General features: G+C 42.5%; 20 protein-coding genes. 13 read left to right on the top strand and 7 right to left on the bottom strand.

Annotated elements, in window-relative coordinates; genetic code table 11:
• Positions 1-185: 185 nt before the first annotated feature.
• The 5 genes from IM462_RS00900 (at position 186) to IM462_RS00880 (ending at position 6,818) form a co-directional block, all read left to right on the top strand.
• The gene (locus IM462_RS00900; RefSeq protein ID WP_287700525.1) at positions 186-1,130 is read left to right on the top strand and encodes a LysR family transcriptional regulator; all 945 of its coding nucleotides are present in this window, start codon (positions 186-188) and stop codon (positions 1,128-1,130) included.
• A gap of 46 nt (positions 1,131-1,176) precedes the next feature.
• On the top strand, positions 1,177-3,030 hold the full coding sequence (locus tag IM462_RS00895; protein ID WP_287700527.1) for an NAD(P)H-quinone oxidoreductase subunit F: 1,854 nt from the start codon (positions 1,177-1,179) through the stop codon (positions 3,028-3,030).
• A gap of 80 nt (positions 3,031-3,110) precedes the next feature.
• Positions 3,111-3,836 (top strand): carbonic anhydrase, encoded by a 726-nt coding sequence (locus IM462_RS00890; RefSeq protein ID WP_287700529.1) that lies wholly within the window; start codon positions 3,111-3,113, stop codon positions 3,834-3,836.
• A gap of 78 nt (positions 3,837-3,914) precedes the next feature.
• Positions 3,915-5,465, top strand: coding sequence for an NADH-quinone oxidoreductase subunit M (locus tag IM462_RS00885; RefSeq protein WP_287700531.1), 1,551 nt, complete (start codon positions 3,915-3,917; stop codon positions 5,463-5,465).
• 57 nt (positions 5,466-5,522) lie between these two features.
• Complete coding sequence (locus IM462_RS00880) at positions 5,523-6,818, top strand: CO2 hydration protein (RefSeq protein ID WP_287700533.1); 1,296 nt, start codon at positions 5,523-5,525, stop codon at positions 6,816-6,818.
• A gap of 587 nt (positions 6,819-7,405) precedes the next feature.
• On the opposite strand, the gene IM462_RS00875 is transcribed toward IM462_RS00880, so the two are convergent.
• From IM462_RS00875 to IM462_RS00855, 5 genes are all read right to left on the bottom strand, one after another.
• Positions 7,406-8,050 carry an HNH endonuclease family protein gene (locus tag IM462_RS00875; RefSeq protein WP_287700535.1) on the bottom strand — a complete coding sequence of 215 codons (645 nt, stop codon included), beginning with the start codon at positions 8,048-8,050 and terminating at the stop codon, positions 7,406-7,408.
• Between the two features lie 157 nt (positions 8,051-8,207).
• On the bottom strand, positions 8,208-9,578 hold the full coding sequence (locus IM462_RS00870) for an AAA family ATPase (protein WP_287700537.1): 1,371 nt from the start codon (positions 9,576-9,578) through the stop codon (positions 8,208-8,210).
• A gap of 115 nt (positions 9,579-9,693) precedes the next feature.
• Positions 9,694-10,740: a class 1 fructose-bisphosphatase gene (gene fbp, locus IM462_RS00865; RefSeq protein ID WP_002801107.1), complete on the bottom strand. Its 1,047-nt coding sequence runs from the start codon at positions 10,738-10,740 to the stop codon at positions 9,694-9,696.
• 296 nt (positions 10,741-11,036) lie between these two features.
• Entirely contained in the window at positions 11,037-11,819 is a 783-nt protein-coding gene (locus IM462_RS00860; RefSeq protein ID WP_287700539.1) for a DUF3153 domain-containing protein, read from the bottom strand.
• 2 nt (positions 11,820-11,821) lie between these two features.
• Positions 11,822-14,074 carry a ribonuclease R family protein gene (locus tag IM462_RS00855; protein WP_287700541.1) on the bottom strand — a complete coding sequence of 751 codons (2,253 nt, stop codon included), beginning with the start codon at positions 14,072-14,074 and terminating at the stop codon, positions 11,822-11,824.
• Between the two features lie 422 nt (positions 14,075-14,496).
• Between IM462_RS00855 and IM462_RS00850 the strand changes: the two genes are divergently transcribed.
• On the top strand, positions 14,497-15,318 hold the full coding sequence (locus tag IM462_RS00850) for a slr1353 family protein (protein ID WP_287700543.1): 822 nt from the start codon (positions 14,497-14,499) through the stop codon (positions 15,316-15,318).
• 277 nt (positions 15,319-15,595) lie between these two features.
• On the opposite strand, the gene IM462_RS00845 is transcribed toward IM462_RS00850, so the two are convergent.
• Entirely contained in the window at positions 15,596-16,888 is a 1,293-nt protein-coding gene (locus tag IM462_RS00845; RefSeq protein WP_353737344.1) for a DUF4377 domain-containing protein, read from the bottom strand.
• A 164-nt stretch (positions 16,889-17,052) separates the two neighbouring features.
• Between IM462_RS00845 and IM462_RS00840 the strand changes: the two genes are divergently transcribed.
• From IM462_RS00840 to IM462_RS00830, 3 genes are all read left to right on the top strand, one after another.
• Positions 17,053-17,397, top strand: a complete 345-nt coding sequence (locus tag IM462_RS00840; protein WP_002733791.1) for a YbaB/EbfC family nucleoid-associated protein — start codon at positions 17,053-17,055, stop codon at positions 17,395-17,397.
• 59 nt (positions 17,398-17,456) lie between these two features.
• Positions 17,457-18,179: a pyridoxine 5'-phosphate synthase gene (locus tag IM462_RS00835; RefSeq protein ID WP_287700547.1), complete on the top strand. Its 723-nt coding sequence runs from the start codon at positions 17,457-17,459 to the stop codon at positions 18,177-18,179.
• Positions 18,180-18,246: 67 nt separating this feature from the next.
• Positions 18,247-18,558 (top strand): MgPME-cyclase complex family protein, encoded by a 312-nt coding sequence (locus IM462_RS00830; RefSeq protein WP_002797828.1) that lies wholly within the window; start codon positions 18,247-18,249, stop codon positions 18,556-18,558.
• 223 nt (positions 18,559-18,781) lie between these two features.
• Here the strand turns inward: IM462_RS00830 and IM462_RS00825 are convergent, their stop codons facing one another.
• Complete coding sequence (locus tag IM462_RS00825) at positions 18,782-20,422, bottom strand: phospholipase D-like domain-containing protein (RefSeq protein ID WP_287700549.1); 1,641 nt, start codon at positions 20,420-20,422, stop codon at positions 18,782-18,784.
• Positions 20,423-20,650: 228 nt separating this feature from the next.
• Between IM462_RS00825 and IM462_RS00820 the strand changes: the two genes are divergently transcribed.
• From IM462_RS00820 to IM462_RS00805, 4 genes are all read left to right on the top strand, one after another.
• On the top strand, positions 20,651-23,077 hold the full coding sequence (locus IM462_RS00820; protein WP_287700551.1) for a dynamin family protein: 2,427 nt from the start codon (positions 20,651-20,653) through the stop codon (positions 23,075-23,077).
• Between the two features lie 205 nt (positions 23,078-23,282).
• Positions 23,283-24,143: a formylglycine-generating enzyme family protein gene (locus IM462_RS00815; protein WP_287700553.1), complete on the top strand. Its 861-nt coding sequence runs from the start codon at positions 23,283-23,285 to the stop codon at positions 24,141-24,143.
• Between the two features lie 46 nt (positions 24,144-24,189).
• Positions 24,190-24,432, top strand: coding sequence for a nucleotidyltransferase family protein (locus tag IM462_RS00810; RefSeq protein ID WP_287700555.1), 243 nt, complete (start codon positions 24,190-24,192; stop codon positions 24,430-24,432).
• A 75-nt stretch (positions 24,433-24,507) separates the two neighbouring features.
• Positions 24,508-25,404 carry an AEC family transporter gene (locus IM462_RS00805; protein ID WP_287700557.1) on the top strand — a complete coding sequence of 299 codons (897 nt, stop codon included), beginning with the start codon at positions 24,508-24,510 and terminating at the stop codon, positions 25,402-25,404.
• Positions 25,405-25,470 lie beyond the last annotated feature (66 nt).

Raw genomic sequence — 25,470 nt, 5'->3', positions numbered from 1 at the left:
AATGGGGGAGTGGGGGAGAGGGGGAGAGGGGAGGAGGGAGAAAAAAGCTGATGGCTGACAAAAGGTCTTAAGCTGCGGTTATATCTAGTAGAGTCTATATTTATCAAAAAGTTAATTGACTAGAATCTATAAAGGCGTTAGGATTGATGGTGACAAATAGTTGTTATTGAGAAGAGGATAAGAACTTGATACAGGCAACCCTGCACCAGTTAAGGGTTTTCGAGGCTACCGCTCGACACAGTAGCTTTACCAAGGCGGCCGAGGAGTTATTTATCACTCAACCTACCGTCTCAACCCAAGTCAAACAACTCACAAAAGCCGTGGGTTTACCGCTATTCGAGCAAATTGGCAAACGTTTATTTTTAACCGAAGCGGGTCAGGAATTACTGTTCACCTGTCAAGAGATTTTTAATAAATTGGACAACTTTCAGATGAAAGTGGCCGATATTAAGGGAACTAGACAGGGAAAACTGACTTTAGGCGTAATTACTACCGCTAAATACTTTGTGCCGCGATTACTGGGGGCATTCTGTCAACAGTATCCCGGTATTGACATCGCCCTGCAAGTGACTAATCATCAGAAACTGCAAGAGCGAATGTTAAACAACGAGGATGACCTCTATATTCTCAGTCAACCGCCGGAAGAAGTGGAACTTTGTTCTCAGTCTTTTCTGGAAAATCCCCTAGTGGTGGTGGCGCGACGAGATCATCCTTTGGTGGGACAGAAAAATCTCCCCCTTGAGTGCCTCAACCAGCAACCTTTTATTATGCGCGAATCGGGATCTGGAACCCGCCAAGCGGTACAAAAATTATTTAATCTCCACGATATTAAAGTTAGGGTGCGCTTGGAATTAGGCAGTAACGAGGCGATTAAACAGGCTATTTCTGGCGGTTTGGGAATATCGGTACTATCTAAGCACACTCTCATCTCGGAAGGGGAAAACGGCGAATTAGCCATCCTCGACGTGGAACAGTTTCCAATTCAGCGCAATTGGTACGTTTGTTATCTGGCTGGAAAACAACTTTCCGTGATTGCCGATGCCTTTTTAAAATACCTGCTGGAAGCTAGTCAAACCATCCCCATTCATGCCCCGTTAAAAAATGGTGACAGCTTATTAGTGAGCCATTAAACCTTAAACTTTAATTCAGGATCATTTTTCTTCTTGAGGTGGTTATATGTTCGAGTCCTTCAGCCAGACCATCTGGTTGGTACCTCTTTATGCCTTCGCCGGCGCACTTCTCGCCCTACCCTGGTCTCCCGGTATTATCCGGCAAACTGGCCCGCGACCGGCTGGTTATCTGAACTTGATCATGACCTGCTGGGCTTTTTTGCATAGCCTTTTTGCTTTGCTCGCCGTTTGGGGTCGTCCGCCGCAATCTATAGCATTTAATTGGCTAAATGCCGCAAATTTAAGCATATCTTTAGATGTGCAGATTTCTGCCGTTAATATCGGGGCGTTACTGCTAATTACCGGCTTAAACCTCGCCGCTCAGGTATATGCGATCGCCTATCTAGAAATGGATTGGGGTTGGGCAAGGTTTTATTCTCTCGTCGCCCTCTTTGAAGGGGGTATGTGCGCCCTAGTTATCTGTAATTCGCTATTTTTCAGCTATTGTGTGCTAGAAGTTCTCACCCTCGGCACTTATCTACTGATTGGTTTCTGGTTCAATCAATCTCTGGTGGTAACGGGGGCGCGGGATGCTTTTCTAACTAAACGGATTGGCGATTTAATCCTCTTGATGGGAGTGGTGGCCCTTTTACCCCTGGCGGGAACCTGGAACTTTGACGAATTAGCAGAATGGGCGGCTACAGCCGATTTAAACCCCAATGTGGCTAATTTACTCTGTTTAGCCCTGATTGCCGGTCCGATGGGTAAATGCGCTCAATTTCCCCTGCATTTATGGCTAGATGAGGCCATGGAAGGACCGATGCCAGCGACAATTCTGCGGAATACCGTCGTCGTTTCCACTGGCGCTTGGTTATTGGTCAAATTAGAGCCAGTGCTACAATTATCGCCCTTAACCTTACAGGTGATGATCATTGTTGGCTCTGTCACCGCTATCGGTGCCGGTTTAATTGCGATCGCCCAGATCGATGTCAAGCGCTCCCTTTCCTATTCCGTCAGCGCCTACATGGGACTGATTTTTATCGCTGTGGCCACCGGACAAACGGAAACAGCTTTAGTGTTACTCTTTACTTATGCGATCGCTATGTCCCTGTTAGTCATGGTGGTGGGTAACATCATTTGGAATAATATCAGCCAAGATTTAAGCCAATACGGCGGTTTATGGTCTCGTCGTCCCGTTTCTGGTATTTGTTATCTCGTCGGTGCCGCTAGTTTAGTCGCACTGCCTCCCTTTGGTGGTTTTTGGTCATTGGCCCGCATGGGCGATCGCCTCGCAGAAATCAGTGGTTTACTGTTATTAGTGCTATTGTTGGTCAATGCCTTAACTGCCTTTAGTGTCACTAGAGAATTTTGCGTTTTCTTTGGCGGTAAAATCAAACCGATGACCCTGCGCTCTCCAGAAGCTCTTTGGCCCTTAGTTATCCCCATGACTGTGACCATGGGTTTCGCCCTTCATCTGCCGATTTTATTGGCGCAATGGCATTTATTACCAAGTAACTTAAATCTGGGAGTGGCTTTTCTCTTGGTACTTTCCACTGCTGGGGGCGTAATTCCAGCAGCCTATATTTATCTGAATGAAAATATCTCCAAACCGATCGTTTTTCAACCGAAAGCCCTTCAAGATTTCTTTGCTAACGACCTTTATACCGCCCAATTGTATAAAGTCACGATCGTTTTTGTCGTCGGATTAATCTCGCAAATTATTAACTGGATCGATACCTTTCTGGTGGATGGGATCGTTAATCTGGTGGGATTAGCCACGGTTTTTGGTGGTCAGAGTTTGAAATATAACGTCTCGGGCCAAACCCAATTTTACTTTCTGTCGATTATTTTGGGGGTGGCTTTGATCGGTATTATCATCTGCTGGCCCCTACTATCACAAATTTCTCTAGTTTTCAGTTAAAGATTTGATAACTTAGGCTTTTCTTTAGCATCCCCGGCCCTGACAATAGGATTTGTCCTGATTAATGGAAACAATTACCTATGTTCAATACCTCTCGTCGCCAATTAATCCGTTATGGGGGTGGTTTTTTGGGAACCGGTCTAGCCGCCACTGTTTTGGGTTCTCAGTTGTCCAAAACTAACGCCCAAACCGCCGTTAATTCTGAGCCATGGCTAACGGCTCAAAATAAAGGATTGAACCCAGACCAGGCCTTAACTATGCTCATGGAAGGCAATCAACGTTTCTGGGAACGAAGACAAAAAAGTCCTAACCGCGATCAAGCTCGACTCACAGAAGTGGCCGAAAGTCAAGCCCCTTTTGCGGCAATTTTGGGCTGTGCCGATTCTCGCGTGCCGGCAGAAATTGTTTTTGATCAAGGATTAGGAGATCTATTTGTTTGTCGGGTAGCGGGAAATTTAGCCACTTCCGAAGAAATTGGTAGCCTCGAATTCGGCACGTTGGTGTTAGGAGCCAAGGTAATTGTTGTCCTCGGCCATTCTCGTTGTGGAGCGGTAAAAGCCACCATTGAAGGGGGTCGTTTCCCCGGACAAATCGGTCGTTTAATCGATGGCCTACAGGTGGGAGTTGATCGGGCTGAAAAACAACCCGGTTCTAACAAACTTGAGCGAGCCATTAAATCCAATGTTGTCTATCAAGTAGAGAAATTAGGCAAGTCCCCAGTCATGGGTGATTTAGTAGATAAAAAACAATTAAAAATTGTTGGAGCCTACTACGATCTCGATACCGGCAAAGTGAGTTTAATTTAGTCAATTCTAGATTAGTCATCGTGTCGGTTGGCTAATCCTTTTCTCATCCCAGTCATTATAAATTCGATCGATACCAATATGCTCAGTACCCTGCTTTGGTTGCCAATAATTGGAGCAATTATCGTCGGTCTTTTCCCCGATAAATTTGCCCCAGCAAAATTACGTCAAATTACCCTCTTTTTTGTTGCCGCCGTCTTCTTGTGGTCTTTATATCTGCTGACCCAATATAACTTAACCAGTAATGGCTTTCAATTTTCTGAATACCGCGAATGGGCAAAACCAATCGGTTTAAGTTATAACCTCGGAGTCGATGGTTTGTCCTTACCGTTAATTATTTTAAGCTGTTTCTTGACAGGAATAGCTATCTATAGTAGCGAAGAAAAAATAGAGCGTCCCCGACTTTATTACATCCTAATCCTCCTGATTAACGCCGGGGTTTCTGGGGCATTAATGGCTAAAAACCTGCTGCTGTTCATCGTTTTCTATGAACTAGAATTAATCCCCTTTTATCTGATGATTGCTATCTGGGGAGGCGAAAAACGTGGCTATGCTTCGATTAAATTCCTTCTCTATACTGCTGTCTCTGGGTTATTAGTCCTAGCGGCATTTTTAGGCATAGGTTTCCTCAACGGTGGTACTTTTGACTATTCCTCCCTCTCGACCGCCGATTTCTCCCAAAAAACCCAATTACTGCTCTTAACTCTGCTGTTAGTGGGATTTGGCATCAAAATCCCCCTCGTACCTCTCCATACTTGGCTACCGGATGCCTATACGGAAGCTTCCCCCGCTACAGCAATTTTATTAGGTGGTATCCTCGCTAAACTCGGTACTTATGGCTTAGTTCGCTTTGGTCTGCAATTATTCCCGGAAACTTGGTCTTTAATCGCCCCCGGACTGGCAATTGTCGGCGTTATTAGCGTTATTTACGGGGCATTGAGCGCTATTGCCCAAAAAGACATTAAACGCATGGTGGCCTACAGTTCGATCGGTCACATGGGCTATATACTGGTAGCAGCCGCCGCCGGCACGGGTTTAAGCGTCCTTGGTGCCGTCGCGCAAATGATTAGCCACGGTCTTATTCTCGCCCTCTTATTCTATCTGGTGGGCATCGTCGAACGCAAAGCCGAAACTAGAGATTTAGACGTTTTAAACGGTTTAATGAACCCAATTCGCGGTTTACCCCTGGTTAGCGCCCTATTAATTCTCGCCGGTATGGCCAGTGCTGGTATCCCGGGATTAGTGGGATTTGTGGCGGAATTTATCGTTTTTCAGGGTAGTTTCTCCCGTTTTCCCGTGCAGACGGTTCTCTGTATCATTGCTTCTGGTTTAACGGCGGTTTACTTTGTTATCCTGCTTAATCGCACCTGTTTTGGTAAATTGGATAATAAACTTGCCTACTATCCCAAAGTCCTGAAATCGGAAACTATTCCCGCTTTTGTCCTAATGGTATTAATCGTCTTTTTAGGTATTCAACCCAATTATTTAGTCCGTTGGATTGAACCCACCACTAACTCGATGGTTGCCAGCTTATCGGGGGAAGCAAAACCTAGTTTTGTCTTCAAAAAATCTCCGCAAAAGTCCTCAAAAACCAACTGGTTGAATCGGGGTAAATTTTTGAGTAATAGTTAGTTATCCCTTGCTGTTTCCGAATTATTGTAACCGCTGCTAATTACTTTACCTAAAACTATGACTGGGACATTAATCAAAGCCAAAATTCCCCCTTCTAATCACGAATTCGCCGACATTATCCATCGTTTAGAAGCGGGTGGATCCATGTTGCCGGATACTCCCGAAAACCTGATGCAAATTATCGGCATTTATAAAGCTTATGCCGTGCCAATGGATTTTTATTGGCGAGATCTGCTCTACATTGCCGAACGAGTTTTCCTCGATCCTTTGCCCTTTTTTAAATATTTTCTACCCCAAGAATACCTAGACCTACAAAATCATTACGCTGGCGATAATGCCGATTTACGCATCTGGCGCGGTACGGGTTCCGCTCACCCTGAATTGTTAGAATTCATGGATAAAGGTAAAACCCGAAAAATGCCCAGATTAATCCATCATCTTTGGCATGACCGCGTTAATATGGAATTTGCTGAAGCTTGTATGCAAGCCATGTTATGGCATGGCCGCGATATGGGTTGGGGTTTATTTGATGCCTATCTCGATTCAGAAGAATATCGCCAAAATGCCGACCGCGCTATTAAGGCCTATTTCAAGAAAAATCCCGTCATGATGAAACTTTATGACCTGTTCCCCGATATGTTTTTGGAACAGGTGCGGATGATGTCCTACTACTCTAATTTAGGACTATTCTGGGAAGTGATGGCCCCGGTATTTTTCGAGATGTCTGATATCTACGATGAAGGCGGGTTTAAAGGTGTTCCCGATGCCATGAATTTCCTCGTTAATGGTATTTTTGCCATCGCTGGCCGGCCGATTTATCATCATGTTTATATTGATGGTCAATGCTACGAAATTATCCCCAAATCAAAGGCTTTTACTTGGCTTTATGAAGCGGCTTTACCCTATGTGGAAGCGGTCTTTTATCGTACTGCTCCCTTCCGGGGTACAAAGTCCTATAATGCCCAAGCAAAACAGGTTCCTGACGAACAAAAAGACTTTCACTATGGCATTCTTTATGCGGATGTTTTCCCCGTGGGTACTGCGGGAATTCCTCCCACTTTGTTAATGGATGATATGTATCATTTTTTACCCCAATATCTGATCGATTACTATCAGCAACAATGCCGGGGGGAAGATGATATTTTGATTCAATTGGGGATTAGTTTCCAGCGATCAATGTATAATGTTACTTCAGCAGTTATTCAAGCTCTACGCACTGCTTTACTCTATCCCCTCGACGATCCTAATCCCAAACATTTACTGAAAAATCGTCAATTCTTTGAGGCACAAATGGACAGATTTAAACGCCCCGAAGCGCGTCTTAGAGATATCCAAAGTCCTAATTATCGTTGAGGTTTTTTGGTTACTTTTCTGGTGGGTTTATAGCCCACCTTTTTTTGATTATGAGATAACCGACACCCAACCTCAAAAAAGATGACCACTTCTTCCATCATCGATAATTAATACTAAATCTGGGTATTAAAAACTGATTATTTATTCCCCTTTTTGCATGAGTGCATGAGTAGAAAACGGGTTTCTCGGAGAAACCCGTTTTCTGTGCGTTACTCAGCGGATTTAGTATGAGTTGTTATACCAATTCTCCAAAGTCTGACTACAGAAATTTAATCCCCCTAAATCCCCCTTAAAAAGGGTGACTTAAATTCGATGTGTAGTTTTCATTTAGAGAAATGGTATTATTTGTCTGTTTTAGGTTTTAATTTAGAGCAGATTTATGGTTCTTCGGTTTGTCTTATGCAACGTACAGGTTTATAAGGCATGAAACTCTTATAGAGAAAGACATTTGGCGATTTTTGTTAATTGTTTTCGAGCTAGAGCGAACTAATCAATTAAATCTCTTGCCATAAGGATTTAGTCGATTTATGCCCCCCTATCGAACCATAACAAGTAACGAAGAGCCAGATTTATCAAGAGGGTTGCTCTTAAGCTTGGAGCCAACTTCTCAAGATATTAATTACTACTGGAGTGAAAGGTTCCATTTGATCTTGCTGAGGTTGTGATAGGTCATCGATTAATATATTTAATATTTCATCATCCTCTAAGCCGTCATCTGGATTTATGCCATTTTCCCATAATAAAACATTAGACAACCGCTTCCGTTTTTCGATCAAAGCACGGTTATTTTTTTCATGGTCACCCAAATTTAAAACTCGAATCGTCACAGCTGCCCGATCGCTCAATCCTTCTACCCGACCACTAATTTTGAATCGCAGTTCTGTTTCACATTCTGTCATCAGGGGAGTTAGGGGTAGGTGTTGAGATTTATGTGCATCACCGCATTGATTAGGGGTATTACAACTAGCAACAATATTTGAAAAGTCGAGCGTACGTTTAGGATTTAGCTTTTGAGCTTCTATATGCTCATTATGGCAAGCATTAATTTTTTCGATTCGCTGGCAGCAATAGGCACAAAGATAAAACTGCTCATTAAGAGCATAGTCTCGAATCTTTGCCCGAACGACTTTCCCTTCTTCTGTTTTATCTAAATCATCGTATGCCCCATGAGGGTTCTTCCTTTTCCAAGCTGTTAAACAACAAGGTTCAGCCCCTTTACTAATGGTTCGCATAAGTTTCAGCCCCTTTACTAATAGACCTCTTGCATAAATCCGAAAACAAACGATAGAAACAATAATGGGAGGGACTTTCAGTTAATTATTTATTAGTAGTTGATAATCTTCAAAAATGTTGCTGTACAAGGATCGACTTAAGACTTTTGCAAGAGGTCTAATGGTTCCCATGACGCAATTCTTGTTTACGGAGCAGTAGTTTTGCTTTGACCAATTCGAGATGATTGGCAGGTAGTTCCTCACTTAATTCTGCCAGCAATTGTTGAGCCTCGGTTAGCTTTGAATCTTGTATGGCATCTAACAGATCGTTCAATTCAGTATCAATTTTCTCATTACGAATGCTGGTATTCATGACATCTAATAAGACAGTATTAGCATCTTGCCCATATTGAGATGGTAACTGTCGCAATTCGCCATTAGCTAAAGTGTAGATCAAAACATTTTTACAATCACTGATCACTAGAGGTGAATGGGTTGTCAGCACAAACTGACAATTTGGGAAAGTTTCGGTCAGGCGCTCGCAGAGGCGACGTTGCCAAGAGGGATGTAGATGCAAATCGACTTCATCAATCAAAACGATACCATCACCTGCTAAAGGATTTTCTAAGGCAGGGTTCAGCATGGCTAGACGGCGGGCAATATCACCCACAAGAGCCATTAGGGATTTTTCGCCTTGTGAAAGTTGAGCTAGGTTGAGGGTTTCACCATTTTTGTCCACTGCCATGTAGAGACGAGGTTTACGACGGACTCTAAGGTTATCCAGATGGGGCATAAATCGGCTAATGGCGGTGCGAACTGCTGTTAATTGCCGATCTTTAGCTGAGGCATTGCGTTCGTTTAACAATTGCCATAAGTCTTGATTGGTTTCAGCTAGTGGTCTTAGTTGGTTTAGAACGTCTTCAGGAATTCCTGATTCATTTTCGGTATCTTCCCGTTCTCGGAACCATTCAAAAAAGCGACGAAAGTCAACGCCCTGACTTAAGGAGTTATCATAACCGTCCAATTGCAAAAAGGTATGCTTAGTCCTAATTTTTAGTGGAATATCGAGTACGACACGCTCGACAGGATAAAAGGCAATTAGAGGTAGGCTAGTTTTGTCATCATGGGTGAGGGCATCACGATAACGATTGACCAAGCGCGTACAGTCATTAAGGTTGCTATTATATTGGGCTTTACGTCCTTTTCTACTTTTTGCAAGAATCCATCTGAAATAATGGTCAATATCGCTTTGATCAGGATTGTTTAATGAGTTGGAGGAATCCCAGACTTCGATTTCAATGCTGCCAGCATTAGCAGTATTAAATATGGCATCTTCAGAAATAGGGTTACCACTCCCTTTTTCTGTAAGTAAACGAGCAGTAAACCAACTAAGAGAAGTTGCTAATGCTTTTAGTATAGCAGTTTTACCAGCCCCGTTATTACCAACAAAAACGGTAATTTTGCTTGGGTTTTGCTCTGTAGGCGCCAAGGAAATTTCCAGCTTTTCAAATAGCCCGATGTTATTTAAGATGACCCGTTGAATTTCCATATCGGGGAGAGTGGTGAGGGATATGCTGACTGCTGATAGACTAGATATAAAACCGTAAAACAGTTAGGAAATAGTGAAAATATCTGGCTTCCTAATCGCTAAATAAAACTATAAGTTAAACTCGATCGCGATGACGTCGATCAGCGATAAAAGACTCCACCAATTTAACATCTTCGACACTACCGATCACTAAAGGTGTGCGGTAGTGTAATTTATCGGGAACGATATCTAAAAGATTTGTCACCCCATCACTAGCTTTACCTCCTGCCTGTTCAATTAAAAAAGCAAGGGGGGCAGTTTCATAAATTAAGCGCAATTTTCCCTGGGGATTTTTAACAGTACCCGGATAGAGAAAAACACCACCCTGCATTAAAATTCGATGGATATCTCCCACTAATGCCCCACTGTAACGGGCTGTGTAACCATCATGACGGTGGACATAACGGGTATAGTCGCGAATTGCCTCATCCCACTGCCAAAAATTGCCCTCATTGGTACTATAAATCGGGCCGTGATCGGGGATAATAATATTCTCTTGGGCGAGGATAAATTCCCCTAAACTGGGGTCAAGGACAAAGGCATGAACACCGCGACCGATCGAGTAAACTAAAATAGTTGAAGGTCCGTAGAGAATATAACCGGCGGCGATTTGTTGACGACCATTTTGCAGTAAATCCCGCGCCTCTCCGTCTAAATCATTGCCTTCCTGTTGACGGATGGCAAAAATCGAACCCACATTTAGGTTAATATCCACATTGGAAGAACCATCGATCGGGTCGTAGAGTAGGGTATAGCGACCGATGGGACAGTTTTCTGGGATATAATAGGGTTTATCCATTTCCTCGGAAGCAAGACGGCAAACTAAACCACTTTGCTTAAAAACCGAGATAAATACTTCATTGGCAAAAACGTCCATTTTCTTGACCGATTCCCCTTGGACGTTGGTTTCTCCAGTAAAACCTAGCACATCCGCCATTAATCCCGCTTTACTGAGACGACGGGCAATTAATTTTCCCGCTAGGGCAATCCGACTCATAATTGCGCTTAAATCCTGCGCGTCGGGGGAAAAACTTTGTAGTTGTTGCAGGACGTGACGGGACAGGGTGGTACAATCTCGATCGAGGCTATGTTCGGGGATAGAAAAGGGAATATTGCTAACCATAACTGTAATTGCCAGTAATAAAGTAAAAAAGGAAAACCCGTCTAGTCTCAATTGTGACTATGATTTGATCCTAGCCAAGATTTTCCCTATTGTTGGCCAATTTTTAGATCAGTTTTAGAGTTGGCTAATTTTCCCCTCATTGATCATTAAATTTTGGTCAATAAGTAGCTGGTTATAATTAAATTGAAGATGGATCCCCCCTTAATCCCCCCTTGATAAGGGGGGTGCCAATCCCCCCTTGATAAGGGGGGTGTCTGACAGTTTTTAACACCTAACTACTTACTTGCCCTCTCAATTTAAGTCGATGGGGATACACCGGGCAAGCGTTTATATTTCAAGTAATAGGCAAAAACTGTTATTAAAACAATAACTATTGTGCCGATACCTAAATAGTTAGGAACCCAAAAAGCCGCCCCAATGGTGTTAATTTCTCCCGGTTTTAAATGCCAAATTAACTGATCATCAACTTTTTCTACCGGGGGATTTAATCCTGAGTCATCTTCAATATTTTGACCAGCGAAGGGAGTCTTTAAAGCGAAGTCGATATCGACTAAGGAACCGGGGCTAATGATAATATTTCCCTGTTCGGAAAGCACACCTAAAGCCCGCAAATCAACGGTTAATTTTAAGTTTTTCTGGTTCAAAAAGAACCAATCTTGTTCTGTCACTGCCAGTTTTGAATCTAGTTGCAGTAATTTGATATCGTCGTTATTAGGGGAATTTTTGATTTTAAAGGAAGAACTAGGATCAAAAAATTGATTGAATTTTTCCTCTAATTCCTGACTATTACTAAAGGGAATAGTGACAATTATTTCTCGTTCAGAAATATGAGCGGTTTTCCCCTTAAGTAATTTTGCCCTCTGTTCGATACTGTTTAACCATTTAGTGGCTTCGGTTTGACTGAGACTGGTTAAGCGTTGTCCGAGGGTGATATGTTGAATAATTTCCCCGTGGTGTTGGTGGGGAAAATTAATGCCCACATCGTAACGGACACAGCCGGTTAAAAAGAGAAAAATACCGCATAAAAAGGGCAGAATAAAGCGGGTTTTCCCGATTTTTTCGGTGGTTGGTTGATTCATAATTAATCTTCTTCTAAGTCGTCATAACTTGCTGAACTGCCACCGCTAACCGTAACTAGATCGATTTGCTGACGATAATAGTCTACATCTTTTACTTCCACTTCTACCTCATCACCGAGACGATAGGCAACGCGATTTTTCCGTCCTACCAAACAGCTATGACGAGCGCGATATTCGTACCAGTCATCCTTGAGAGAAGAAACATGAACCAATCCTTCCACTAATAAATCGGAAATTTCCACGAAGAAACCATAGGATTGTACACCGGTAATTAAGCCGCGAAAAACTTGACCCATTCTTTCTTTCATTTTCTCGGCTTTTTTCAATCCTTCTAGGTCTTTTTCCGCATCTTCAGCAATTTTTGAGCGATCATTGAGATGGGAAACAATTAGGTGGCTTTCTTCTTCTAACTCCTCCTGAATTTGACTTGGGAGAATATTCCAATTAATCTGCCCATGACAGCTATTACTGCCCAAATTAACCCCAACTTTGACGATTTTGCTGCGGCGATCTTTCCCCTCGGTTAATAGGATTTTTAACACCCGTTGTACCCAAAGATCGGCATATCTTTGTAGGGGTGAGAGACAGTGGGTATAATTGCTAGGATAGGCCAAACCAAAATGGGGTAGAGGATGGCTGCTATATCTAACTAATTTGAGAGTTTCTTGCAGGAGATAATTGAGGACTTTCACCGATGAGGAAGCGGAAAAAGTGCGGGTGAGATTTTGATAGTCATTGGGTTTAATCTCTTCCTCGGCAGTTAAATTTAATTCTGCCCCTAAATTATTGGCTAATTTGAGTAAATCCTCCAATTCATCCCAATCCGGTTCCGATTGTCCGCAGTAGATACAGGGCAATTTTAAGGCCTGTAAATGTTCGGCGACAACTTTGCCAGCTAAAATTGCCACTTCTGTCAGTAAAGAGCGGGCCGGTAAATTATTAGAAGCGAGAACAGTCCCCCCCCGTCCCTCGTCTTTGTAGGGAGAGATTTTGTCTAATTGAATATCAAAACTACCCCGCTGCAGACGTTGGGATTTTAGGGTGGGGCAAACGCTGAAAAATAAATCTTTCAGGGTTTCAACGGTATCGGTGGGGGCAGCTTCACTATCTTCTTCACTGAGCAGATCGCGCACCTGTTGATAGGTAAAATGTTGATCCACTTGGATGAGGCTGCGGGTGATTTCGTACTCCAATAGATCGCCCTTGTCATCGAGGGTGACGAGGATAGAAATAGCGGGGCGCTGTTCTTGCGGTGACAGGGAACAACGACTGGTGACGGCAGCCGGGACTAATGGCAACACTTTTTCGCCTAAATAGACGGCATTTCCCCGTTTTTTAGCAACTTTATCCAATAATCCCCCCCGTTCAATGTAACGGGTGACATCGCTGATATGAATGGCGACTCGCCAGCTATTTTGGTTGATTTTCTCTAAAGAAAAGGCATTTTCAATGATTGGGGGATAATCCAGGGGGGCGTCATCTTCGATGGTAAAGGTGAAGAGTTGGGTTAAATCTCGCAGTTGTTCTTTTTCGCCACTATCGAAGAAATCCGCCAAATTATCGGCAATTTCGAGGGCTTCAGGCGTAAAATTATGGGGTAGATCGTGTTTACAGGAGACGATATCTGTATCGGCAGCGGACTCGGCCGTGGAACCGAGAATCCGAGTAACTTTACCGATGGGAGGCATTTCCCCTAGGGGATAACGAAGGACGGAAACATGAACGAGGTGATCGATGTTTTCTTGGAGGTTTTGACCATTTTCGAGGAGATTAAGGGTAAATTTCAGGCGATCATCGAGGGGAACCGCCACAAACTGCTCATTTTCCTGTTTTACTTGCGCTAGAAGTGAAGGATTAGCCCGTTCGAGAATTAATCTCACCTCTCCCTCCGGGGAACGACGACGGGTTCCCTCGCGGATGATTTTGACCAAAACTCGATCGCCATTCCAAGCGTTACTTAGATGGTTTTTTGAGACGTAGATGTCGTCAGCATCTTCGATATCTTGGATAGCAAAGCAAAATTCTTTACTGGAACAGCGCAGCTTTGCTTCTACGACATTTTCCTCGATCACACGACGATAGCGCCCGCGTTCTTTGACAACCATTCCCAGACGTTCTAAAGCATCGAGAATCACTTGCAATTTTTCGCAGCTTTCGGGATCGTCTTCGCAGCCTAGTTTTTTTTCGAGAAGTTTACCCGTAGCTAATTTGTCATCACTAAGATGAGAGAGGAGTGTGGCGATCGAGAAGTCCATCTAACAATAATCCTTACTTACAAGACACTGACGGAATGGTGGACAATTAAGTTTAAATACTTATATAATGAGAAGATTGATTTAAACCATTAACTCCAGAGATTATCTCTATCGGGGTAATTGCGATCGCTGGTGGTGACAGTGAAGGTAAACTGAGCAAGCATCGAACACCCGAACCTACCTTGAGAATTATCGAATCCTTCCTTAGGATAAGCCAATAGCGAACACTGACAAACTCTTCGGCGATCGCTAGTCTTTCTGGCAGAAGTTCCAGCCTAGTAGAATCTTGTTACTGTGGGCAAGGCTAATCCTAGTACTGAAAATTTTATCTAACCTTTAATCTTAGCAAGAACTTGCTACATTTTTCCATAATTACGATAGAGTATTCTAGTATAAGTACAAAAGAACTCGAAAAAGTCACCATGTTGCAAAAGTTACGCCAACGTTACCCCCAAGTTGCCCTGATTAGCGAGTTAGTTCAAATCGATCACGGCAAGTATATTGTGAAAGCGATCGTCGAAATTGAGGGAAAAACGGTCGTTACAGGTTTAGCTGCGGCAGATACGGTGGAAATCGCCGAAGATAGAGCCAGAGAACGAGCTTTACTGCTTTTAGAGGCTGAAAACACCCCCGATCTCCAGCTTGTGGAAAAAGTCAGCCCCAATAATATTTCTCTACCGGAAGATTTACCTAAACCCGTCGCTAGTGCCAAAAAATCGACCAAAACGGCTAAATTCACTGAAATACCTCGTCCTGAAGCTAAAATTGAACCGGAATTAACCCAAGTTAAGGATATTCCCCCAGCTAAAATTGAACCGGAATTACCCCAAGTTAAGGATATTCCCCCGGCTAAAATTGAACCGGAATTACCCCAAGTTCAGGATATTCCCCCAGCTAAAATTGAACCGGAATTACCCCAAGTTAAGGATATTCCTTTACCAGAACCAGAGCCTTTATTATTAGAAATGGAAACCGATAATTACTCCTTATTAACAGAATTGCCAAAAGAAGCGAGTTTAACTGAAGAAGAACCACCAGCATCAGAACCAGTTGTTGTTATTCCCGAAGAAATCGATTATTCAGTGCTTAAAACTAAAATTGATGTGGAGATGAAACGATTAGCTTGGACCACAGAAAAAGGTCGGGAATACCTGATTTCTACCTATGGCAAAAAGTCCCGTTTACTCCTAACTAATGAGGAGTTATTAGAATTCTATAACTACTTATCTAGTATCAGTGCCTAATCACTAAATCTGCTGCATAAATCAAAAATCTTTAGTTAAGTGAGGAGTCTCCGAGCCAGTATCATCCGAGTCAGGAGAAGAAGAAAGAAATAGATTATTTCCTGGCAGTAGAAAAGCGATCTTTTTCTGAAAAAATCCTTAAATTAAGGACTTTAAGAGCAAGTCTGCGATTAAAAAAACACTTTTGCGGGAGATATAATAAAAAAGGAAGCTATTAACTGCCAGTCTTTTTTTCCCTATCTCACTGATAACTGATAACTGATAACTGATAACTGAATTAGTTTCTCACCGCTTCTGTTTCCGCTTCTTTGGGAACAACCACTGGCACTCCGCTGACCGTTTCAATTTGATAAATAACGCGACTTAATTGGGAAGGACAACAGAGAGGATCCGTATCTTTATAGCGATTAAAAACCACAATAATTCGATCGCTATTTTGTAAAACAATTCTCTGAGATGCCCCATCAGCGCGAGAATCCATCGGTCGCGGGGAAAGAGTACCAGCGAATTTACCATCGACAAAAACAAAGTCTTGATAACCCATCGGTCGGCACATTCCATCCACTCCACTCATGGCCGAAATAACGCTAGTTTTCCCATAGGTTTGCACGGCCCCGTACAGTAACCATCCTGCTTTATTAAGCGCTTGATCATTGGCAGTAATTGCCGGACGCACCTGTTCACGACACTGGTTATCGATCACGGTTTTAACGGGAGATTTTGGTATAGGTGACTTGGCTTTATTCCAATTAGTTAACGGTCGATCGAACCAAGCTCGCGGAGTCTCTTTTTCTGGGGTTTGGCTAATAACTTCTAATAGTTTCCATGTTTCGGAACTTTGATTATTAGCTGGATTAGAGACGGTTTCAATGCTAACTTTAATTTGATATAAAAACCCCGGTTTATAATCAAATCCCTCGATAGTATTAGGGAACAATATCCAGTTTTCCTCTGGTTTTTCTCGCATCTGTAAACAGTCTTTGCTTTGGCCTTGAGTACAGGGTTGTTTCCTAGAATTGATATAAATTGTCCTTTCCGTGCGCGTGGTGGTTGGTGCGGGGGTAAAAGTGAGTATTCCTAAACCTTCGGGAGTACGATAAAATAATTGTAAATCGCCTTTAGCCGTCACTTGGAATTGTTCCACTCCTTGCAAGGCAGCAAGATATTGATTTTCCTGTTTCATCTGCGGTTCCGGACAAGCTTTTTTCGTAGTAGCGATCGCTTGATTGATCTGAAGCGTGTCATTATTGACTTGATAGCCAGTATTATACTGGTTGCATCCGGCCGAACCACTGAGGATATTTTTCTGGAAAGCGGCAGTAATTTCCGTTTCTTTCACCAAACTTCCGGCTGTCCACCCCCTTAGTTTCCATCGAGTCCCCTCCAAAGGGGAAGTATTAGCGATCGCCGCTTTCCCTGCTAAAGCACAACTTAGGGCAATTGTCAAGAAAATTCCCGTTTTTTTGGCGTTCAAAATTGCTATTCTCCTCGTCAAAGCAACAATTCTATTATGGCTTGGGGCGGTTGCCCGGCGGCCCAGGATAAAGGGTAGAAAAAGACTTTTCCCCATTTCTCGACTCCTTCCCTTGCCTTGATTCTATCAGAGGCAAAAGCCGATAGTTGCCCCCCGATTGCAGAGGTTTTATCGTCCTCCAATGGCCACAAGTTGACCCCAGTTCACCTTAAGCAGTACAATAAAAACCTTGAGTGACCCCTTAAACAAAAAAAAACATCATGGCACAAGGACAAGGATTCGGATTCGGTCTCGGTAAGATTAAAGAACTACAAGACGCTTTCCAAAAAGCGCAACAGGTGCAACAAGGGGCGAAAGTTCTGCAAGAAGAACTGGAAACTATGGAAATTCCTGGCCAGAGTGAAAATGGCTTGGTGACAGTCTATCTCAGTGGCAACCAAGAACCCCGGGGGATTGAAATCGACCCTTCTCTCCTCTCCCAAGATCTGGAGATTGTGGCTGGGTCTATTCTAGAAGCCATGAAAGCCGCCTATGATGCCTCCACGGAAACCATGCGCAGCAAAATGGAAGAACTGACCATGGGTTTAAATATCTCCAGTATGTAATCGCTTTTGACCGCAATGGTAAGATGGAAAGTTGGACTAACAAACAAGGAGGTTCAACTTTGCTGACTTTGGGTGTCAATATCGACCATGTGGCCACAATTCGCCAAGCGCGTCGAACCGTGGAACCGGATCCCGTGGCGGCGGCAGTTTTGGCTGAAATCGGCGGTGCTGATGGCATTACCGTCCACTTGCGCGAGGATCGTCGTCATATCCAAGATCGCGATGTGCGGATTCTCCGGCAAACGGTGCGGACTCATCTGAATCTGGAAATGGCCCCGACGGAGGAAATGATCGCCATTGCTCTCGATCTTAAACCCGATTATGTCACCCTTGTCCCCGAAAAGCGCGAGGAAGTGACCACGGAAGGGGGGATCGATATGCTGGGCAATTTTGACCGTTTTTGTCGGGTTGTAGAGCGCCTACAAGCGGCTAATATCCCCGTTAGTTGGTTTATTGATGCCGATTTTGCCCAAATTCAAGCGGCCGCTAACACGGGGGCGAAATTTATCGAACTCCACACCGGTCAATACGCCGACGCACAACAGGAGAGCGATCGTCAAGCGGAGTTAACAATTCTTAAAGAAGGTTGTGAATACGCTTCCTCTCTCGGTTTGCGGGTGAATGCCGGCCACGGTTTGACCTATTGGAATGTTTATGCCGTCGCCTGTTTGCCCAATATGGAAGAATTGAACATTGGTCACACAATTATCAGTCGTGCGGTTTTGGTCGGGTTGGAACGGGCTGTTAGGGAAATGAAATTGGCTATGCGTGGACAATTGTAAAAGCCATCAGCTATCAGCTAATCTCCCGACTCAGGAACAATTACACTGAAAAATTAAAGGAAAGATGATGACAACTTATTATTATTTGGTAGCCAGTCAAAAGTTTTTAGAAGAAGAAGCGATCGAAAAGGAAGTTTTGAAGGAAAGAATCAGGAATTATCAAGAAAAAGGTCAAGAAATTGATTTTTGGTTAATTGCCAATCCAGCTTTTTTAGATACCCCCGCTTTTGCCGATATCAAAAAGAAAACTCCCCAACCAGCAGCGGCAATTGTTTCTCTCAACCAACAGTTTATTACTTGGCTGAAATTGCGTCTAGAATACGTTATTACCGGACAGTTTGAAGCTCCTTCCGATAGTATTCCCGAACCGTTAAAATAACTCTTTTTTGTCTGTGGTAAATAAGTGGTTCTAATTAAATAGAAGATAGATTTTGGGCTCGATCCCCCCTGCCCCCCTTGATAAGGGGGGTGCCGATAGGCGGGGGGATCCCCCTTAATAAGGGGGGTATCTAACGATTTTTAACACCTACCTACTTAGCTTGCTGTAACAAGGGAAAATTGCTAGTTTTTGTCTGTGGCAAAAAATACAGACGAGGCAATCATCACCAGTTGACTTTGCCTTTGAGCTTGTTGATTTTTCCCCGACCGATTCCCGATACTCGATCCAAATCTTCTAGGGAAGTAAAGGGTTTTTGTTGCCGGGCTGCGATAATTTTTTCGGCTAATTTGCCACTGATACCGGGTAAACTATCTAATTCTTCTTTGGTGGCGGTGTTTAAATTAATTAAGCGATCGCTTTTAATTGTTACAGATTGGGGGCAGTTTTTTCTATCCCGTTCGATCCGATTTTTAATAGTTTCCGGCAGTCCTAATTTAGCGGTACGGTAAAGATATTGAAATTCTCGATCGAAATGAGCGGCAACGGTGGGATTATTGATAATAACTAAAGCTTCATCGTTTTGATGGTTAGCGGCTCTTGACCAATTATGAGAACCAGTAATCACAATTTTATCATCGATTAAACCGAATTTATGGTGTAATTTATCTCCCCGGGCTAGATCGGGAACTCCTAGAGTATTAATTGGGTTTTGCCAAGGCTGATTATCTGGTTCATAACGACATTTATTACTGAGAGCAACTCCTAATAAATCTAATCCTTCGCTATAGTATCGGAAGGCAAAACTAGGATCAATTAAAGCTTTAATTTCTATCCCTTTTTGATGTCGTCTGGCGAGAATATTAGCTAGAGGCTGTTCCGTAAAGACAAACAGGGCTAAATCCACGGATTTTTCAGCTTTATTTAAAGTTTCACCGATCAGACCATTGCTAGTAATTGCCCAGGGATAAGCGGTAGAATCGGGGGAAAATTTGACCGTTAGACTACTATTACCGATAGTAATTGTTTGCGGTTTTCTGTGGGGTTTATCTAAGCCAAATCTAGGTTGATCTTTCCTTCCCCACATCAGATTAAATTCTTTTTGAAAAACTCTAGCTAGTGGGGGATTAGTAATTACTAATAGGTGATTGGCATTCCCAACAGTTTTGGGATTAGAAAAGTCTCCATGAATATCACTTAAGGTATAGTTAGCTGAACTGATTAAAGTAGTGTGATTATCAATAACCATGAATTTATGGTGCATTAAACCGCTACCTTTTGAGCGATCTGCACTATCATCAATTAGGGGAATACCAGCTTTTTTGAGGATAGTAATTGCATCTCTTTGGGCGATTTCCTCCGCACTTAATTTACCATCTCGATTTATATCAACTAAATCAACAAGGTTTTGATAACGTTCCTGTTCTCGATCGCTTGATTTTTCTTGGTTTTTGGCTAAACTATGAATAGGTTTATTGTAAATATTTTCGAGGATAACCCTAACTTTAATTCCCTGCTGCTGACGAGCAACTAAAGCTTGAGCAATGGCGGGTAAACGTAACTCTTGCACTGCTAGATCGATCGAACTTTTGGCCGAGTTGATATTATCAATAATAACCTGTTCTAAATTATCCCCCGGGCGATTAATTTGGCGATAGGGATCGGTATAATTTGACCCCTGGGCCTGATTATAATTAAAATAGACTTGAATATATTGATCTTGGGGCAAGGGTTGCGGACGATTTTGGATAGCATTCAAAGAATGACAGCCACCCAAAAGAAAAACTGTCCCTAACAAAAATCCTAACTGTCCCATAGTCCGAATTTTTTTTAATCTCCATTTATCTATTGCCATTTTTGCCCACATAATTATCATTCCCCTAGGATTCAGGAGTGAGGAGGTAATTTTTACCTAAGCAGGTTCTCGGAAATCGGTATGTACTAAATTGATTATAATCAATCATGATTCTAGATTCAAGACTAGGGCCTTGTCCTTGATTGCTTAAATTACTGAGCAAAGATGTGACATCTAGTTAGGGAATTTTGTTATCATGTGGGGAATAATAGCACTGTTCTTCTAGATCTGGGTTTTACCATGACTGAACTTTTACCCCAATGCAGTAATCTGGCTGGTAATGTTAACAGTATAATTGAACTATTGAAAGGCGAATCGTCTCTCCGCAATCAACAGGATACCAGCAAGATAGAAATTGCCCTACAAAAAGCCATTTCTCCCAAATTTGAAATCGTTTTCGCCGGTGCTTTTAGTGCCGGGAAATCAATGTTAATCAATGCACTTTTAGAGCGAGAATTGCTCTATAGTGCCGAAGGACACGCAACGGGTACAGAATGTTATATTGAGTACGCAGAAGCTGATGAGGAAAGAGTGGTTTTAACCTTTCTCAGCGAAGTAGAAATTCGTACTTTAGTCGATAGCGTCTGTCAAAATCTGCAATTAACTAATCCCAGTAACATTAATTCCCCCGAATACTGTAGTCAGTTAAACCAATACTGTCAAAAAATTATCGAACAGGAAGGGGGAGAAGGCAAATCCGAGCGAGCTAAACAAGCTCAGGGTTTAAAATTATTAATTGAAGGATTTACTCAAAATCGTGAGCGGATCCATACGCTGCATAATGCCACCTATTCCATGGAACAATTTCACTTTTCTAATTTAGCAGAAGCGGCAAGTTTTGCCCGTCGTGGTAGCAATAGCGCGGTCTTAAAACGTCTAGAATATTACTGTCATCATCCTCTCCTTAAAGATGGTAACGTTTTGGTAGATTTGCCCGGTATTGATGCCCCAGTCAAAAAAGATGCCGAATTAGCCTATCGTAAAATAGAGCATCCTGATACTTCAGCAGTGGTTTGTGTTTTAAAGGCTGCTTCTGCGGGAGAATTAGCCACAGAAGAAACGGAATTACTCGAAAAAGTTCGCTCTAATGCTGGTATTCGTGATCGAGTTTTTTATATTTTTAACCGCATTGATGAAACCTGGTACTCAGCCCAACTAAAACAGCGTTTAGAGAACCTAATTCAAACGCAATTTCGTGATACTTCCCGCATTTACAAAACCAGCGGACTTTTAGGGTTTTATGGGTATCAGGTGAAAAATCAAACCAATATTAATCAGCGTTATGGTTTAGATTCTATCTTTACCGAAAGTGTTAAAAATTTAGGAGGAGAAGAAGAAACACCGCAATTTGTCAGCGAGTTTAATAACTATTGTGCCAACTCCGGTAAATTACTGGCAACTCCCTTTAAAGTTTCCATCCACGGTTATGAAACTCCTAATAAAAATTACTTCCGAGTTTTAAGTGAGTGGGGAACTCCTTTACTAGAGCAGTTAATTGCTGATAGCGGTATCGAAGAATTTCGCACGGCAATTACTCGTTATCTCACGGAGGAAAAGCGTCCGCAATTGTTTGCTAATTTAGCCGATGATTTACAATCTCTCTGCATTACTCTCAAAAATCATTATCAAGGGATTTATAGTGATTTAGAGAGTCAACCACGAGAAATTGAGGCGATGAAAGCTCTGGAGTTAAATCACCTCAATCAAGAGTTAAAGGAAGTGGGAGAGAAATTAACTAAACATATCGATGGTTATGTCAATGCTATCGTGGTTAATAGCGATGAAAACTTTGAGGAAGACTTTAAGAAACTGAAAGCGAGAATGGTATCAAGATTGGATGAGTTATTAAATACTTTTTCTGTTAAAAATGCTTACTCGCAAGCGACTTTAACTCATCCTCGCAATGCTACAGCACCTTTATTAGCAGTATTGGTAGAAGCTTTTTATTATCTGTCTAACCAGCTAGAAGATGTGTTAATTGAGGAGTCAACCAGTTTAATTAGTCGCTTTTGTCAGCGTCTTTTAGATGCGGTAAGACAAGGTGATTATTATCGGCAAATCTATCGTTTATTAGGCAATGATGGCCACCTAGAAAGTCAGCTAAAACAGCTAGAATGGCAGTTAATTCATGCCTTAGTTTCCCAGGCGAGAACAGAGTGCGATCGCTATGTAAGAGAAAATCACAATTTTTACAACGAAGGCACTTTTTCGATCTTTCAATTTCGGGAAACTGTGCAACAAACTGCTCAAGGTTATGACTGTGAAAGTATTCTTGCTGCCGAACCTGCTATCCGTCAATTACTTAAGTTAGATTTTGAGCCAAAAGTATCAGCAACAATTCATAAAAACTTCCGCCAAACTGTTAATAATACTCTGAAAAATCAATTGATACCAATGGCAAAAAAACAAGCGGATACTATTCTACAACAGTTCAATCAAGCTCGTTCTTATCTAGAACAAACTTTAGAACAGGAAGCGGCGGAAAAAATTGCTAATAATGCCCGCAAACAGGAAGAAATTCACCAAAAAATTGAGGATTATAACCAAGCGATAAATTCTCTCAATACTTGTTTAACTGCTATGGGTTTACAGAAAAATCATTTACCTGTAATTGGTGAACAAGAATTAGAGATTGTCCCAGAAGTTGTTAATTACTCCAGCGATTAATATGGGGAGTGGGAAGGTGAGAAGTGAGGGGAAACAATCCATCTGTTAAAAACCGATTTGCTGTCAAAGCAAAAAATTAATTAAAATTAAAACTCATCGGGGGATAAGCGATCGAAGTCTTGTTATTCTTAAACTGGTAGGTTTTGGGATTTTTCTAGGCCCGCAGCTTAACCCGATCAACCGATAACCGATAGAGGGGTGCAGAATGGGAGAATGGTTAGATTTTACCGATGAAGTGGTCACTGTTAATGGCAAAGGTGAGGAAATTAAACGGGAAAAAGTCACTAATCGAGGTTATAAATATTTTTTAAGCAAAAAAACCTTTTTAGAAATGATTTCTATCCCTAGCGGTCAATACCTCATCGGTGCGCCCAAAAGCGAGTTAGGCTGGAAATTGAGTCAAAGTCCCCAATCTCTGGTTAATATTCAGGCTTTTTGCCTGAGTCGCTACCCAATTACCCAACGACAATGGCGCGAGGTGGCAAAATTAGAACCGGTAAATATTGAACTTAATCCCTATCCGGCCCATTTTGAAGGTTATGATCGCCCCGTAGAACAAATTAACTGGTGGGAAGCGGTGGAATTTTGCGATCGCCTATCCCGTCTCACCGGACTCAATTATCGTTTACCCGCAGAAAAAGAATGGGAATACGCTTGTCGGGGGGGTACATCAACCCCCTTCCACTTTGGCCCGACAATTTCCACTGATTTAGCCAACTATTCCGGGGTGGACTGGGATTATGGCGGCAAAGTGTGCAGTTCTGGTCGTTATGGGGAAGGTCGCCTAGGATGCGATCGCAGGGAAACCACACCGGTGGGAATGTTTGCCGTCGCTAACCCTTTCGGACTCTACGACCTGCACGGAAATGTCAGGGAATGGTGTGCAGATTACTGGCGCGATAACTACGAAGCAGCCACCATAGAAGATAGGGACAGACGAGTTTTACGGGGGGGTTCCTGGAATGACGGTCCCAACAAATGTCGCTCGGCCTACCGGGTCAAATTTCTGGCTACTGCTGGACTCTATGATATCGGTTTTCGTGTCGTTAGCGATAATTCTCCTTAAATCTGAAAACCGATCACTGATTACCGGTGACAGGGAGGTGAAAAAATTGAAAATAGAACTACCCCAGCAAATAATCAGCGAATTTTGTCAGAAATGGCAGATATCTGAAATGTGTTTATTCGGATCGGTTTTGCGGGAAGATTTTCGTCCAGATAGCGATATTGATATACTGGTCAGTTTTCAAGATAGTGTTTCTTGGGGACTTCTGGAGTTTTCGAGGATGAAACGGGAATTAGAGAATTTATTGGGACGGAAAGTTGATTTGCTAACGAAAAAATCGATCGAGTGACTGGGGTGATAACAGAAATCTGTTAAAAAATTAGATCAGTTTTTTTCTGTTTACTATTTACTTTTTACTTGATTAATGCTTGTCATCCTCTCCGCTATTGTTCCAGTGGGTTTTATCATCCTCATCGGTGTGATAGCAGGAAAAATTCTCACTGTGGAAGTGCATTCCCTTTCCCAAATCACGGTATATATTCTTGCTCCCGCTTTGGTGATTGATGGACTCTATCGCACCACTTTATCCGGCAGCAATATCGGTTTGATTCTCCTAGGCTTTGCTCTTATCTCACTGGTAATGGCGATTGTCGTCGAAATTATCGCCTCTTGTCTCAGTCTCGATGCCGATACCCGCAAAAGCCTCATGGCTGCCGCTGTGATGCCCAATAACGGTAATATGGGTTTACCGGTGGCTAGTTTTGCCCTGGGTGCGGCTGGACTGGAAAGAGCGATAATCTATATGATTGGCTCTAGTATTCTGTTATTTGGTATTAGTCCCGCTTATTTGCGAGGAAAAAGCTTTCTTTCAGGATTTCGCTTAGTTTTTCGCTTGCCCTTAATCTGGTCAATTTTTATCGGCATTGGCTTTCAAACTTTCCCTTTTCATCTTCCCCTGCAATTAGATAAAAGTATTAGCTATCTGGGACAAGCGGCAATTCCCTTGGCTTTAATTATCCTAGGTATCCAATTATCTCAGCAAAAATTAGCGATCGGTAAATTAGAATTATTAGGGTCCTGTTTGCGTCTTTTAGTCGCTCCTCTTTTGGCATTTGCGATCGGCAGTAGTTTAGGATTAACCGGTATGGATCTAAAAATTCTCATCCTACAAAGTGCCATGCCCACCGCCGTTAATACCGTCATTTTAGTCACAGAATTCGGTGGTTCAGCCGCTTTAATGGCCCGCACAGTTGTGGTCACTACCCTTGCCAGTTTTCTGACTATTCCTTTCTTTCTTTGGTTATTAAAAGTCTATTTATAGCAGTTATCTTAAGGGTGAGGTGCGAAGTTTTCGTTTTGGGGAGCCAGTATTCAGTTATCAGTATTC

The organism is Microcystis sp. M144S2, assembly GCF_020246065.1.
Classification (GTDB): domain Bacteria; phylum Cyanobacteriota; class Cyanobacteriia; order Cyanobacteriales; family Microcystaceae; genus Microcystis; species Microcystis ichthyoblabe_A.
Note: the sequence above shows the minus strand (reverse complement) of the source record. Positions and strands in the feature narration are given on the sequence as shown.